This window comes from Streptomyces sp. NPDC096193 (assembly GCF_040302905.1).
In the GTDB taxonomy this organism is placed as follows: Bacteria; Actinomycetota; Actinomycetes; order Streptomycetales; family Streptomycetaceae; genus Streptomyces.
In genome coordinates this window covers 206,602-220,658 of the sequence record NZ_JBEOSJ010000006.1, presented here as the reverse complement: position 1 = coordinate 220,658, position 14,057 = coordinate 206,602, and the positions used below count along the sequence as shown (strand labels likewise).

The 14,057-nt window shown below is 70.1% G+C and carries 12 protein-coding genes; 1 reads left to right on the top strand and 11 read right to left on the bottom strand.

The genetic code is table 11. From position 1 onward, the window contains the following. Positions 1–38 precede the first annotated feature (38 nt). The 11 genes from ABTX78_RS12570 to ABTX78_RS12520 form a co-directional block, all read right to left on the bottom strand. Entirely contained in the window at positions 39–1,325 is a 1,287-nt protein-coding gene (locus ABTX78_RS12570; protein WP_352206770.1) for a hypothetical protein, read from the bottom strand. Between the two features lie 147 nt (positions 1,326–1,472). Further along, the gene (locus ABTX78_RS12565) at positions 1,473–2,483 is read right to left on the bottom strand and encodes a glutamate ABC transporter substrate-binding protein (protein WP_352206769.1); all 1,011 of its coding nucleotides are present in this window, start codon (positions 2,481–2,483) and stop codon (positions 1,473–1,475) included. Between the two features lie 11 nt (positions 2,484–2,494). Next, the gene (locus ABTX78_RS12560; RefSeq protein WP_502993854.1) at positions 2,495–3,889 is read right to left on the bottom strand and encodes a GlnX family signal transduction membrane protein; all 1,395 of its coding nucleotides are present in this window, start codon (positions 3,887–3,889) and stop codon (positions 2,495–2,497) included. 421 nt (positions 3,890–4,310) lie between these two features. Then, a complete protein-coding gene (locus tag ABTX78_RS12555; protein WP_352206768.1) occupies positions 4,311–5,300 on the bottom strand; it encodes an N-acetylglucosamine kinase in 990 nt (329 codons plus the stop codon). Next, positions 5,291–6,598, bottom strand: a complete 1,308-nt coding sequence (locus tag ABTX78_RS12550; RefSeq protein ID WP_352206767.1) for a 6-phospho-beta-glucosidase — start codon at positions 6,596–6,598, stop codon at positions 5,291–5,293. Before ABTX78_RS12550 ends, ABTX78_RS12555 begins: the two co-directional genes overlap by 10 nt. 6 nt (positions 6,599–6,604) lie before the next feature. After that, positions 6,605–7,516 (bottom strand): carbohydrate ABC transporter permease, encoded by a 912-nt coding sequence (locus ABTX78_RS12545; RefSeq protein ID WP_352206766.1) that lies wholly within the window; start codon positions 7,514–7,516, stop codon positions 6,605–6,607. After that, positions 7,516–8,463 carry a carbohydrate ABC transporter permease gene (locus ABTX78_RS12540; RefSeq protein WP_352206765.1) on the bottom strand — a complete coding sequence of 316 codons (948 nt, stop codon included), beginning with the start codon at positions 8,461–8,463 and terminating at the stop codon, positions 7,516–7,518. Before ABTX78_RS12540 ends, ABTX78_RS12545 begins: the two co-directional genes overlap by 1 nt. A 1-nt stretch (position 8,464) precedes the next feature. Further along, entirely contained in the window at positions 8,465–9,802 is a 1,338-nt protein-coding gene (locus tag ABTX78_RS12535) for an ABC transporter substrate-binding protein (protein ID WP_352206764.1), read from the bottom strand. 60 nt (positions 9,803–9,862) lie between these two features. Next, positions 9,863–11,065: an ROK family transcriptional regulator gene (locus tag ABTX78_RS12530; protein ID WP_352206763.1), complete on the bottom strand. Its 1,203-nt coding sequence runs from the start codon at positions 11,063–11,065 to the stop codon at positions 9,863–9,865. A gap of 203 nt (positions 11,066–11,268) precedes the next feature. Continuing rightward, a complete protein-coding gene (locus ABTX78_RS12525; RefSeq protein ID WP_352206762.1) occupies positions 11,269–11,922 on the bottom strand; it encodes a hypothetical protein in 654 nt (217 codons plus the stop codon). A gap of 155 nt (positions 11,923–12,077) precedes the next feature. Then, positions 12,078–13,148: a mechanosensitive ion channel family protein gene (locus ABTX78_RS12520; RefSeq protein ID WP_352206761.1), complete on the bottom strand. Its 1,071-nt coding sequence runs from the start codon at positions 13,146–13,148 to the stop codon at positions 12,078–12,080. A 263-nt stretch (positions 13,149–13,411) separates the two neighbouring features. Between ABTX78_RS12520 and ABTX78_RS12515 the strand changes: the two genes are divergently transcribed. Next, entirely contained in the window at positions 13,412–13,948 is a 537-nt protein-coding gene (locus tag ABTX78_RS12515; RefSeq protein ID WP_352206760.1) for an HNH endonuclease, read from the top strand. The last annotated feature ends 109 nt before the right edge of the window (positions 13,949–14,057 follow it).

Genomic DNA, 14,057 nt, shown 5'->3' with positions numbered 1-14,057 from the left:
GCCCTCACAACCGGGCCGCTGACAGCTCTTGTTCTCGCTCACGCGTCCCCCCTGCGGTCGGCGGGCCCGGACGGTCCGGGTTCCCGGTTGGCCAGGGCTTCCACCGCGGCCTGCTGATAGCGCAGCACCGCCTGCCCGGCGACGCGCAGATCGCACGGCGCGCTCCACAGCATCCGGCGGGCCGCGTCGTACCGCTCGATGAGCAGCCTGTCCTCGGCCAGCCCGTGCCGGGCCACCTTCGCCTTGTACGCGTCCAGCCGGCCCCGCAGCTCCGCACGGACCGCGAGCGGCGCCGTGACGGCCGTCAACGACTCGCGGGCGCGCAGCAGTTCGTCCTCCGCCTCGCGCTCCAGCGACTCCAGCAGGGGCGACAGACGGTTCCACTGGGAGTGCCTGCGGTACTCGGCCGCGGTCGACAGCCGTTCCTGGAGCGCGGTCGGCGGGCCGCTGACGGCGGGCACCTCGGTCGCGGCGATCTTCGCGAGCACCTCGCCGCGGGCCGAACGTGCCTCGGCCAGCGTGCGGTCGGCGCGCGAGAGGACGTCCCGCAGCCGGATCAGCCGCTCCTCGGAGTCCTGCCGGACCCGCAGCACGGCCTCGATCTCCCGGCGGATGTCCTCCAGGGCCCGGGCGGAGCGGTCGTAGCGATCGGTGTCGGGACGGCCGCCGCCCGGCGCGGAGCTGCCGGGCGCCGGGCGCCAGAACGCCAGCGGGTCGGATATCACCTGGGCGCGCAGCGTGGACAGCTCGTGCGTGATGGACTCCAGCTCGTCGCCGGCCGGGTGCTCACCCGGCCGCACGCCCACCGAGTGGGCGAGTGAGCGGGTGCGCTGGAGTTCGGCGGAGAGAAGATCTATCCGGGCGGGCAGCGCCGACCACACGGAGTCCGCCGTCACCACCATGTTCAGCGAGCTCGCGTACAGCTCGTTCATCCGGGCGACCAGCTCTTCGAGCGTGAACTGCTCGGACAGCTTGGCCGGTCCGGTCAGGGTCGGCGCGGTGTGGGTGGCCGGGCTCGCCACGGTGACGCTGCGGCCGCGCAGCCGGTCGGTGAGCTCCATGAGGTCGTCGCGGTTCGGCCAGCGCCGGCGGGCCCGCACCTCGCGGGCCTCCTCCAGGGCGGCGGCGTACGTGTCGAAGTAGCCCCACAACAGGGTGATCGCCTGCTCGGCCGAGGCCCACCGGTCCTTGGTGACGCCGGTGAGCTCGGCGCCTTCGAGGAGCCTGCGCCCGGCGTGGTCCTGAAGGGCGAGCAGGGAGGTCTCGATCGCCTCGTGCTCCGCGCCGAGGCGCGCCAGGGCACGGTCGACCTCGTCCCGGTCCATCGCCGGCCCAGGGGGTCCACCCGCGGAGCTGGGGAACGGTCCCGCGACGCCGCCCATCGATCACCTCTCTGCTCTTCCTTGAGGACTGTTCTCCCTGAAGGACTGGTTCTTCCTCGGACTCGTTGCCCCGGGGTCGGCCGGTGACGGTCAGCCGCGGTACTTGGGGGCCGGTGGTCCGGCTATCCCGGGCAGGTCGGCCGCCAGCCACTTGTTGTAGGCGTCGGTCCAGGGGCCCCGGCGGTAGTTGTCCAGGACGCGGTTCACCCGGCGGACCACATCGTCCTTGCCGAGCTTGGTGGCGACGCCGTAGTACTCGGTGGTGAAGGGCTTGCCGCCCTTGAGCTCGACCGCCGGGTCCTGGGCCGCCTGCCCGGCCGCCAGGGCGTTGTCCGTGACGACCGCGTCGACCAGGCCCTCCTGGAGCCGCACCAGACAGTCGAGCTGGTTGGGCACCGTGAGCACGTCCTCGTCGGTGGGCTGCTCGTCGTGGGGGTCCTTGAAGACGGCGCCGAAGGAGTTCTTCTCGAGCGCCTCGTAGGCCGTCGAGCCCTCCGCGGAGCAGACCCGCTTGCCCTTCAGCGATTCATCGAAGCCGGTGATGGCCGACCCCTTGGAGGCGAGGACCTGCTGGCCCGCCTGGAAGTAGGCGGTGGAGAACGCGACCTGCTTGATCCGGGCGCAGTTGATCGTCATCGTGCGGACGACGATGTCCACCGTGCCGTTGTTCAGCGCGGGTATGCGCTGGTTGGTGGGTATGGCGCGGAAGATGACGGCGTCGCGGCTGCCGAGGATGTCCTCGGCGATGGCGTGGGCGAGGTCAATGTCGAAGCCTTCGAGAGCGCCGCTCGCCGGATTGCGGTATCCCCAGCGGTAGCTGTTCTGGTCGACGCCGACGACCAGCTTGCCCCGATCCCTGATCGCCGCGATGTTCGGACCGTCCGCGGCGGAGGGGCGCAGGGACGCCTCGGGTGTCGTGCAGGTGTCCGCCTTCACGGGAGTCGCGGTGCCGGTCCCCTGGCCGGACAGCTGGGATTCGCCGCTGTGGGACAGCGGGAGCAGGGTGACGGCGGCGGTCACCGCGCACGCGGCGGCCATTCCCGCGACACCGCCCCAGCCGCGGAACCTGAGCTTGGTCCTGTCGGCCCTTGTGTCCGTCATCACGCCTCCTCTCACCGGTATTCCGAAAGCCTGCGGTTGATGCCGAGAATGGCGCCCGCCGCTCCCAGCACCGCCAGCACCGCCGCGCCGATCGGAAGCCCACCCAGCGCGCCCCGCCCGTCCTCGGCGGCCCGGGTGAACTCACTCTGCTCGTGCGCGAGGGCCGTCGCCAGAGCGTTGTCGACCAGGTCGAAGCACTCGCCGGTGGACGCCTTCGGGCCGATGACCTTGTCCACCGCGCCCTCGTAGTCGCCTGCCCGGTCGGTCGAACTGGCGGTGACGTGGCGCTTCTTCCACTCGGCCATGCTGTTGGAGGCCACCGTGACCGGGTCGCGGCCCTCTTCGTCGTCCGCGAGCTTCCGCGCCGTTTCCAGCCCGGCGCCGAGCTCCTTCATCCCGGAGCTGAACTCCGTCTCGTACTTGTCGTTCTGGCCGTCGTCGGTCAGCACGGCGCCACGGGCCACCAGAACGAGGTTCTCGTTGGCGCGGGCCTTCAGGGAGTCGATCCGCGCGTCGTTCAGCACTTTGAGGGACTTCTGACCGTGCTCCCTCGCGTCATCGAGCTCCGCGCGTGCCACCGTGTGTCCGACGGCGAGCCACAGCAGGACGACGGTGGAGGCGGCGGTCGCGGCGACCAGCCCGCGGTTGAACACGCGGTTCGTCCGCCGGTAGTTGCGCCGCTGGGCCCAGGCGAGGCCGCCCAGCGCCGCGACGCCGAGCACCAGGGAGAGGACCGGCCAGTAGCGGGCGTCGGCGTCGTCCCGGTCGAGCCGGGCCGTCTCGGCGTCGTACAGCTTCTGCGCGGCGGGCAGCAGCACCTTGGTCATCTGCTCGTTGGCGAACCGCAGATAGGCGCCGCCGAGCGGCAGGCCTTGGCGGTTGTAGGTGCGGGCCGTCTCGATACGGCCGGTGTAGACCGGCAGTTGTTCGTTGAGCGTGGCTATCTGCCGGCCCGACTCACTGGCGCTGTCCGTGTTCGTCGCGGCCTTGATGAGCAGCTTGGAGGCGAGGGCGATGTCCTTCTCGTAGCGCTCGCGGACCCCGGGGGGTTCCTTGTCGGCGCCGGCGAGGAAGCCACTGGAGGCCGCGGTGTCCGCGTCGGCCAGCGAGCGGTACACGGACGCCGCGTCGGCGCTCAGCGGCTGGCTGCGGCTCACGACATCGTCGGCCGCGGCGGCCCGGTCGGAGATCTCGAAGGCCGTCACCGCCCCGAACACGACCACCAGCGCGGCCAGTACGGCCCCGATGATCTGGAGCCGTCCGGGCTCGGTCGTCGCCGCCGTGCGCAGCCGGTCCTTGGCCTCGTCCAGAGCGCCTCGCTGCGCCGGGGGCCGGCCCGGTGGCTGCGCGGGCGCGGACGCCGGAGCCGACTGGGGCGCGGTGCGCACATTCGGCGGGTATGTCACGTGACCTCCCCCTCGGTCGCTGACGCCGGCCCGCCCCCCGGCGGGTTGAGGGGATGTCCCCCTGGCCAGCAGTATGGCCGCAGTGACTGACAATCACAGCAGGATTGACTGGATCTTGTTCCTTCGCAGCCGCACGGTGTCCGACTCCTCCTCATGAATACGCCTCACGACCATGATCGGTTCCCACGGACGCGGCCGGTCGGCCTCTGGAAACACGATGTTGCCCGTCCCTCGGGCAGGTGCCGGAGGGACGGGCGACGGGCTGTGACCGTGCGGGCGCCGCACCGTGTGACGGGAGGGACGAGGGACCCGTGACGGGACGAGAGAGCCCCCTGTGTCCGGAGGGGCGAGGAACCCGTTTTGGGACGGCGCGCCCTGTGAAGGCGGGGGCGGACGTGGTCAGTCGGGAAGCGGCACCCGGTCAGTCCCGGCCGTAGTGCGCGCGCAGCCGGGCGTGGGCCTCGGGCGGCGCACCCGTGTGGTCGAGACCCAGCAGTGCCGCCCCCAGCACCGGCGGCGCGGTCACCCAGTCGACCGCCGCCTTGGGCGCCTTCGCCGCCAGCAACCTGCGGATGTGCTCGTCCAGTTGGGGGTGCCGGGCCGCCAGAACACTGCCGCCCAGCAGCACCGGCACCTCCTCGTCCAGCAGATCGAGCCGCGCCAGGGCCACGGTCGACATGGCGACGACCTCCTCCGCGAGCCGGTGCACCAGCGAGCGGGCGACCGGGTCGCCCTCGGCGCCGGTCGCGAACAGCACCGGTGTCAGCTCGTGTCTGCGCACCGCGGCGATGTGCCCGAGGTGCAGCGACTCGATCAGCGCGTACATGGACCCGAGACCGAAGTGGGCGGGCAGCGTGGTGGCGAGAGCCGTCGGCTCGCCGCGGCCGTCCTCCGCCCGCGCCGCGTACCAGAGCGCCTCCTCCGCGAGCCCCCCTCCGCCGCCCCAGTCGCCGGAGATCTTGCCGATCGCCGGGAAGCGGGCGGTCCGGCCGTCGGGCAGCATGCCCACGCAGTTGATGCCCGCGCCGCACACCACGGCCACGCCGCGCGGTTCGTCCACGCCCGCCCGCAGGATCGCGAAGGTGTCGTTGCGCACCTCGGTCGTACGACCCCACCCGCGGGCGTGCAGGGCTTCGGTCAACTCCCGTTCTTCGACCGGCAGATCGGCGTTGGCGAGACACGCCGACACATGGTCGACGGGCCCGGCCGGTGCCCCGCGCGTGCCGGCGGCCGCCAGCGCCTGGCCGACCGTCGTGGCGAGCCCGTCGAGCGCCGCCCCGATGCCGACCTTCGGCGGCTGGAAGCCCTGCCCCCGGGCGGACGCGAGCACCGAGCCGTCGGCGCCGACGAGCGCGACGTCGGTCTTGCTGTTGCCCGCGTCGATGGCGAGGACTGAAGCGGTCACGCCCACGCCAGGTGCTCCCGGTTGTGAGCGATCAGCTTGTCGGTGAGCGCCTCGGCGTACTCGAACTGGCCGATCAGCGGGTGCGACAGCATCGCCTTGAACACGCGGTCGCGGCCTCCGCGCAGGGCGGCCTCCAGCGCCAGGTCCTCGTACGCCGTCACATGGGAGATCAGCCCGGCGAACAGCGGGTCGACGTCGGGCACCGCGAGCGGGGTCGCGCCCTGGGTGCCGACCGCGGCCTGCACCTCGATCACGGCGTCGTCGGGCAGGAACGGCAGTGTGCCCCTGTTGAGGGTGTTGACCACCTGGTACGGACTGCCGGCGGCGCCCAGCAGGGAGGCCGCGAGATCCACGGCCGCCTCCGAGTAGAACGCCCCGCCGCGCTTGGCGAGCAACTCCGGCTTGGTGTCGAGCGAGGGGTCGCCGTACATCCGCAGCAGTTGCTTCTCCATCTCCGCGACCTCGGCGGCCCGGGACGGCTTGGTGCCCAGCTCCCTGACGACCTCGTCGTGCGCGTAGAAGTAGCGCAGGTAGTAGGAGGGGACGACGCCGAGCCGGTCGAGGATCTCGCGCGGCAGCCGCAGATCGTCGGCGAGTTCGTCGCCGTGCTCGGCCAGCACCTTGGGCAACAGGTCCGCTCCTTCGGGACCGCCGATGTGCACACCGGTCTCCCACGTCAGGTGGTTGAGGCCCACATGACGCAGATGGACATCGGCGGGGGAGACGTCGAGGAACTTCGCGAATCTGCGCTGGAAGCCGATGGCGACGTTGCACAGCCCGACGGCCTTGTGGCCGGCCTGGAGCAGCGCCCTGGTCACGATGCCCACCGGGTTGGTGAAGTCGATGATCCAGGCGTCCGGGTTCGTCCGCCGTACCCGTTCGGCGATGTCGAGGACGACCGGGACCGTGCGCAGCGCCTTGGCGAGACCGCCCGCGCCCGTCGTCTCCTGGCCGACGCAGCCGCACTCCAGCGGCCACGTCTCGTCCTGGTTGCGGGCCGCCTGTCCGCCGACGCGCAGTTGCAGCAGGACGGCGTCGGCGTCCGCCACCCCGGCGTCCACGTCCGAGGTGGTGACGATCTTCCCGTCGTGGCCCTGCTTGGCGAAGATCCGCCGTGCCAGCCCGCCGACCAGCTCCAGACGCTCCTCGGAGGGGTCGATGAGGACCAGTTCACCGATCGGGAGTGTGTCCCGGAGCCGGGCGAAGCCGTCGATCAGCTCGGGGGTGTAGGTGGATCCGCCACCCACCACTGCGATCTTCGTCGGCCGGGTGTTCGGGGGCTGTCCCCCGATGGAACGCAGCATGTGTCTCTAGCCCTTCACTCCGGTCAATGTGACGCCCTCGACGAACGCCTTTTGGGCGAAGAAGAAGACGACGATCACAGGGGCCATGACCAGCACGGTCGCGGCCATGGTCAGATTCCAGTCCGTCTGGTGCGCGCCCTTGAAGGACTCCAGGCCGTAACTGAGGGTCCATGCGGCGGGATTCTCCGAGGCGTAGATCTGCGGCCCGAAGTAGTCGTTCCAGCAGTAGAAGAAGTGGAACAGCGCCGATGCCGCGATGCCCGGCTTCGCCATCGGCACCACCACCTTCAGCAGGGTCCGCAGTTCCCCGCAGCCGTCGATCCTGGCCGCCTCCGTGTACTCCCGCGGAATCGTCAGCAGGAACTGGCGCAGCAGGAAGATGGTGAACGCGTTGCCGAAGGCGAAGGGGATGATCAGCGGCCACAGGGTGCCGGCCAGGTCCATCTGCCGTGCCCAGAACAGATACATGGGGACGATGACCACCTGCGGCGGCAGCATCATCGCCGCGATGACCAGCATCATCATCAGATTCCGGCCGCGGAAGCGGAACTTGGCGAGCGCGTACGCCACCGGCAGGCTGCTGCCGACCGCGAGGACGGTGCCGAGCCCGGCGTACAGAAGCGTGTTGCGCCACCAGGTCAGAAAGCCCGGGGTGTTCCAGACGTCGGCGAAGTTGCCCCACTCCCAGGTGTCCGGCCACAGGTCGCGGGTGAGCGCCTGGTCGTCGCTCATCACGGCGGTCAGGAACACGAACACGAAGGGCAGCAGGAAGAACAGCGACGCGGTGATCGCGAGGGAGTGGACACCGATCCACTCCAGGGCGGCCCGTCGCCGTGCCGTGCGACGGGCCTCGGTGGCGGCCGTCCCCGGGGTGGTGACCTCGGGACTTTCCACCGGTGCGAGTGTCGTACGAGTCATCAGTCCTCCGCCGACATGAAGCCACTGCGGCGGCGCATCAGGAACGCCGTGAACACCATGGCGAGTGCGAACAGGACCAGGGCCACGACACAGGCGGCGCCGGTGTCGAAGCGCTGGAACCCGAGGTTGTAGACGACCTGCGGAACGGTCAGCGTGCTCTTCTCCGGATAGCCGGGTTCGAACTGCTGGCCCGATCCGCCGATCACCCCGCTCGCGACCTTCGCCGCCACCAGGGGTTCGGTGTAGTACTGCATGGTCGCGATCACTCCGGTGACCACGGCGAAGAGCACGATCGGCGAGATGCTCGGCAGGGTGACGAAGCGGAACCGCTGCCAGGCTCCCGCGCCGTCCAGTTCGGCCGCCTCGTACTGCTCCTTCGGCACGTCGAGGAGCGAGGCCATGAAGATGACCATCAGGTCGCCGATGCCCCACAGCGCGAGGATGGTCAGTGAAGGCTTCGACCAGGCTGCGTCGTTGAACCACTGTGGGGGGCTGAGGCCCGCCTTCTCCAGGATGGTGTTGGTCGGGCCGGTGCCGGGGTTGAGCAGGAAGACGAACGCCATGGTCGCGGCGACCGGCGGCGCCAGGTAGGGCAGGTAGAAGAGGGTGCGGAAGACGCCCGCGCCCGTCTTGATCTTGGTGATCAGCAGTCCGATGCCGAGCCCGAAGAGCACCCGCAGCGACACCATCACCAGGACCAGCCACAGGGTGTTGCGCAGCGCCGGCCAGAAGAACGGGTTGTCCTGGAAGACGTACGACCAGTTCTTGAGGCCCACCCAGGTGGGTGCGGTGAACCCGTCGTACTTCATGAACGAGAAGTAGACCGTCGAGACGAGCGGGTAGAGGAAGAAGACGCAGAGGCCGATCAGCCAGGGGGAGAGGAAACCGAGGGTGCGAAGCGCCGAGCGGCGGCGCTTCGCCCTCAGTCCCAGCGGGACAGCGCTCATCTCAGCCGGCCTGCTCGTTGTCCTTGTCGACCTGCGCGTCGTTCTTCTTCAGCAGCGCGTCCAGGTCCTTCTGCTTGCCCTGCTCGTAGGAGATGCCGAAGTCCTGGAGCGTCAGCAGGAACGCACCGCCGTTGACCGACGAGGGCGCGTGGGAGGACTTCGGGTGCTGGGCGATGTCGACGAACGTGCGGTACAGCGGGTCGTTGTTCAGCTTCGGCGACTTGAGCGCGGCGACCGTGGAGGGCACGTTGTGGATGGCGTTGGCGAAGGAGACCACCGCGTCCGTGTCGGTGGAGAGGTACTTCACCAGGTCCCAGGCGGCGTTCTTCTTGGCGCTGTTGTTGGCGATGCCGAGGATGGTGCCCGACAGGTAGCCCTTGCCGTAGTCGGCGACCTGGGCGTCCGGGACGGGGAAGGGGGCCGCGCCGATCTCGAAGCCGAGCTTGGCGTCGGTGGCCATCTTGCCGCGCCACTCACCATCCAGCTGCATGGCGACCTGGCCGGTGTGGAAGGGGTGCTTGGGGCCCCACTCGTCGCCGACGGCGGTACGGAACTTGTTGATCTTCGCGTAGCCGCCGAGGTCGTCGAGCAGCTTCTTCTGCCAGGTGAACATCGCCTTCACGGCCGGGTCCTTCGCCGTGTTGGACTTGCCGTTCTCGTCCAGGTAGGTGATGCCGAACTGCGAGCCGTAGTGCTCCACCGTGGTCTCGTACGCCTGGTAGCTCGGGTTGAAGCCGAGCCGCTCGATGGTGTCGCCCTTGGTCCTGGTGAGCTTCTTCGCCACCGCGGAGAACTCGGAGAGCGTCTTGGGCGGCGCCGTGATCCCGGCCTCCTTGAACGCGTCCTTGTTGTAGTAGAGGCCGTACGCGTCGCCGAGCAGCGGCACGGTGCAGCGCTTGCCGTCGTGCTCGGTGTACTTGGCCATCTGCGGCAGGAAGGTCGTGGCGGGATCGATCTTCGCCTTGTCCAGGAACGGCTTCAGGTCCGCGAGGGCGTTGGAGGTGCAGAAGCGCCCGACGTTGTCGGTGGTGAACGACGACACGACGTCAGGGCCCTGCGAACCGCCGCCGCGCAGCGCCTGGTTGATCTTGTCGTCGGTGATGCCCTTGACGATCTTGACCTTGATGTTGGGGTGCGCGTCCTCGAAGGTCCTGATGTTGGCCTCGATCGCCTTGACCTCGCTGGGGGCGCTCCAGCCGTGCCAGAAGGTGAGCGTGGTCTTCGCTTTCGGGTCGTCGCTCGCGCCCGCGTCGGCCGACCCCGTACAGGCGGTGGTAAGCAGGGCTATCGAGGCGGTCGCGGCCAGCGCGACGGCCGAGGTGCGGCGGCTTCTGGGCATGGCGATGTCTCCCTGGGAGCGGGGTCTTGGGGGCTGGAGCGTTGCGTGGTGTCTCTGTATTCAGCGAGAGGTGTCGAAGACTTCGTCGCGGGTGGTGGCGAGGGCGCTCTCCAAGGCCCCGCGCAGGACCGGGTGTTCACGGACGGAGCCGAGGACGAGACGGGGGCGGGATGCGGCGAGTTCGGCGAGTTCCGCCTGGACGCGGGCTCGCAGCGGCTCCCCGCCGGCGGTGATCACGTCGCCGGACAGGACGACGAGTTCGGGGTCGAGTACGGCGACCATGGAGGCGAGACCGGTGGCGAGCCCGGTCGCGTACGCGTCCAGCAGCAGCCGGTACGGACCGGAGTCGGCCTCGGCCGCCCGGGCCACCAGCGCGCTCGCCACCTCCGTGTAGTGGCCGTGGCCGACACTCTCGACACCGAGGTCACGGGCCAGCCGCGGCAGTGCCTGGGCGCCGGCCAGTTCCTGGAAGCCGCCGCTGTTGGCCTTGGTCACCTGGCGCACCAGCGGGGTGCCGGGCACCGGCAGGAAGCCGACCTCGCCGGCGCCGCCGGTGAAGCCGCGGTGCAGCCGGCCGCCGATGACGAGGGAGGCGCCGAGGCCCTCCTCGTTCCACAGCAGCACGAAGTTCTCATGACCGCGGGCGACGCCCAGACGCTGCTCGGCGACGGCGACGAGGTTGACGTCGTTCTCGTACTCGACGGGCATCGGCAGCACCGCGGCCAGTTCGTCGAGCAGGGTCGGTGAGTGCCAGCCGGGCAGGTGGGAGGCGTACCGCAGCCGTCCGGTGGACGGGTCGAAGGCGCCGGGGGTGGCGATGACGATGCGGTGGAGGTCGGCGCGGGTCAGCCCGGCGGCCTTCACGGCTCCGTCGAGCGCCTCGGTGACCTGTTTGACGACGCTGTCGGCGCGCCGGCCGGGGGTCGGCAGTTCGTACTCGCCGACGGTGGTCCCGGTGATGTCGGCGACCGCGGCGCGGATCCGCAGCGGGGTGACGTCGAGTCCGGCGGCGAAGGCGGCTCCCGCATGGACCGCGTACAACTGGGCGTTGGGGCCGGGCCGCCCCTCCGTGGTGCCGGTGGCGACCACCAGGCCGGCGGATTCCAGCCGTGCCAGCAACTGCGAGGCGGTGGGCTTGGAGAGGCCCGTCAGCTTCCCTATCTTGGTGCGCGAGAGGGGACCGTGCTCCAGCAGCAGGTCGAGCGCGGCCCGGTCGTTCATGGCGCGCAGTACGCGCGGTGTACCGGGTGTGGTTCCGGCCACGACGGATGCACCTGCCCTTCGGCTACGATGTCCTCGACTGCACTGTTAGGAAAGTTTCCTATTCAGTGAGAGGAAAGTAAGCCGGACGTCGGGCGGGCGTCAATGGCCGATGCCGCCGAGGCAACCAAAGCGTTACCTGGACGGCGCCGGACGGGGGCATGCGAACGGGCCCCCGCCGTTCGGCAGGGGCCCGTTCGCCGCGCTCATCGCCCGTCGGTGAGGACCTGGGCGACAGGCGCCCAGTAGCCGGCGAGACCGCCGGCGGTGATCCGGACCATCGGCCGGCCGTTCACGACCGCCCGGCGGTCGAACGGGGCGTTCGACGGCTTCGTGAACTTCACCGTCTTCATCGTGCCGGTGGTCCCGTTCGTACCGAACTTGACGCAAGTGACCTCGACGTTCGCGGGGAAGGTCGCGGTGCGCAGCGGACGGTAGGTGGTCGAGACGTACTCGCCGCGCAGGAAGACCTTCGGGTAGGCCTCGCCGACCCACCAGCCCGCGTAGGCACCGGCGTTGATGCGGTAGTAGATGCCGCGGCCCTGGATGCGGCGGCGGATGTTCACCGGCGCCTGGGTGGCCTTGGCGAAGGTCACCTTCTTGGTGGCGAGCTGCTTGTCGGCCTTCGACGCGGACCAGCCGAAGCTCTTGTCGGCGCCGAGGGTGTCCAGCTTGTACAGCGTGTGCGTGCCCGCCGCGAAGGCGGCGACGGCTCCGGCCTTGAGGATGTACGCCGGGAAGTCGTCGATGAGCTGGTCGTGCTGGTGCGCGATGCTCGGGCTGCCGGTCTGCCAGTGCAGCTGGCGGAGCAGGTTGATGGTCGGCCCGGCAGGGAGCGGGGGGTGCGGCGCCGGGGGCATGAGCGGCCCCGTGTACGAAGGCCCGTAGTGGCGGACGGGCGGGGAGCGCGAAACGGGCACCCCGGCCGATACGGCCCGGATGCCCGTCCTCGTGGTGCTCCGTCTACAGCTCCCGCGGCAGGTCCGTCGTCGGGTCCTGCGGTGACCCGTCCTACCTACTTCGAGATGTTCGCCGGTGGCGGGATCGGGGACGCCGCGAGCGACTGCGGAGACGTCGGGCTCGCCAGCGCCGAGGGGGCGGCCATCGAGGCCGACGGGTCCGGCACGGACTCCTCGGCGACCTGGGGGAGTCCGCCGACGATACGGATGCCCGCCGCGTCGAACGCGTGTTTGATCCGCCAGCGCAGCTCGCGCTCCACCCCGAGCGCCTTGCCCGGCATCGTCTTCGCCGAGACCCGGACCGTCATCGAGTCCAGCAACACCTCGGTCAGGCCCAGCACCTGCACCGGGCCCCACAGCTGCTCGTTCCACGGTTCGGCCTTCGCCAGGTCGTCCGCGACCTCGCCGATCACCGCGTTCACCCGGTCCAGCTTCTCCGTCGGGCGGACCGTGACGTCGACCACGGAGGTCGCCCAGCCCTGGCTGAGGTTGCCGATCCGCTTGATCTCGCCGTTGCGGACGTACCAGATCTCGCCGTCGTCACCGCGGAGCTTGGTCACCCGCAAGCCCACCTCTATGACCTCGCCGGAGGCGACGCCCGCGTCGACCGAGTCCCCGACGCCGTACTGGTCCTCCATGATCATGAAGACACCGGAGAGGAAGTCGGTCACGAGATTGCGCGCGCCGAAGCCGATCGCGACACCCGCGACACCCGCCGAGGCCAGCAGCGGCGCCAGATCGATCTTGAAGGCGCCGAGGATCATCAGACCCGCTGTGCCGAGAATCACGAAGGACGAGACCGACCGCAGCACCGAGCCGATGGCCTCCGAGCGCTGCCGGCGGCGCTCGGCGTTGACCAGGAGGCCGCCCAGGGCGGTGCCCTCCACGGCCTGCGCCGACCGGTTCATCCGCGCGATCAGCCGCGTCAGCGCGCGGCGCAGGAGCATCCGCAGCACCAGCGCGACGACGATGATCAGGGCGATGCGCAGGCCCGTGTTCAACCAGGTGGACCAGTTCTGCTCCACCCAGCCTGCGGCGTCTCCGGCCTGCTTGGCGGCCTCGTCGAGCGAGACCGGCTCGGTCGACGGATCGGCTGCCCAGGGGACAGATGACAAGAACGCGGTCACGAGGGAAGCCTCCAGGCATTGCGGACGACGGCCCAACCACACTAACGGGGCATGGCGTGTGCTCCGTTGTCATGTTCGAGGGAGAGACGAGGCTCACCTGGGGATGAAACCCGGGGAGAAAGGCGTCGTATCCCATGTGGTCGAAAACACCTCGAGCCCGTTACCACTACGTGGTGGCGCTCGGAGCAGGCATGAGGAGAGACTGAAGAGCAGATCGTCCCGGCGCGAGCCACGCGCCGCCGGCGTACAAGGAGGCATCCACCGTGCCGCACGTCCTGGTTCTCAACGCGTCGTACGAGCCGCTCGGCGTCGTACCGCTCCGCCGCGCGCTCATCCTCGTCCTGGAGAACAAGGCTCTCTGCCTCGAGGAGTCCGGCGCCTTCATGCACAGTGCCACCCGTGTCATCGCCGCACCCAGCGTCGTCCGGCTGAAGCGGTTCGTCCGGGTCCCCTACCGGGGGCCCGTTCCTCTCACCCGCAAAGCACTGTTCGCCCGTGACGGCGGGCGCTGCATGTACTGCGGTGGCGTCGCAACCAGCGTCGACCATGTCGTACCGCGCAGCCGCGGCGGACAGCACGTCTGGGACAACGTCGTGGCGGCCTGCCGCCGCTGCAACCACGTCAAGGCCGACCGGCATCTGCGGGAACTGGGGTGGCGCCTGCGCCATCAACCCGCGCCGCCGAGCGGACTCGCCTGGCGGATCATCGGGACCGGACATAGGGACCCGCGCTGGCTGCCATACCTGCAGCCGTACGGCGCGGACGACGCGATGGCCCGGATCGACGGCATCTCTGCCTGAGGACCAGGCCTCTTTTTGTGCCCCGATCCGGCCCGGGGGGCACGGAAGCGTGTGACGGCGGTCCGCCCCGAGGGGCACGGAAGCGTGTGACGGCGGTCGGTGCCGCGCG

Excerpts from the sequence above, each read along its gene's own strand:
- ABTX78_RS12540 (WP_352206765.1), bottom strand. The coding sequence starts at position 8,463 with ATGAGCGCTGTCCCGCTGGGACTGAGGGCGAAGCGCCGCCGCTCGGCG.
- ABTX78_RS12570 (WP_352206770.1), bottom strand. The coding sequence starts at position 1,325 with ATGGACCGGGACGAGGTCGACCGTGCCCTGGCGCGCCTCGGCGCGGAG.
- ABTX78_RS12545 (WP_352206766.1), bottom strand. The coding sequence starts at position 7,516 with ATGACTCGTACGACACTCGCACCGGTGGAAAGTCCCGAGGTCACCACC.
- ABTX78_RS12525 (WP_352206762.1), bottom strand. The coding sequence starts at position 11,922 with ATGCCCCCGGCGCCGCACCCCCCGCTCCCTGCCGGGCCGACCATCAAC.
- ABTX78_RS12535 (WP_352206764.1), bottom strand. The coding sequence starts at position 9,802 with ATGCCCAGAAGCCGCCGCACCTCGGCCGTCGCGCTGGCCGCGACCGCC.
- ABTX78_RS12550 (WP_352206767.1), bottom strand. The coding sequence starts at position 6,598 with ATGCTGCGTTCCATCGGGGGACAGCCCCCGAACACCCGGCCGACGAAG.
- ABTX78_RS12565 (WP_352206769.1), bottom strand. The coding sequence starts at position 2,483 with ATGACGGACACAAGGGCCGACAGGACCAAGCTCAGGTTCCGCGGCTGG.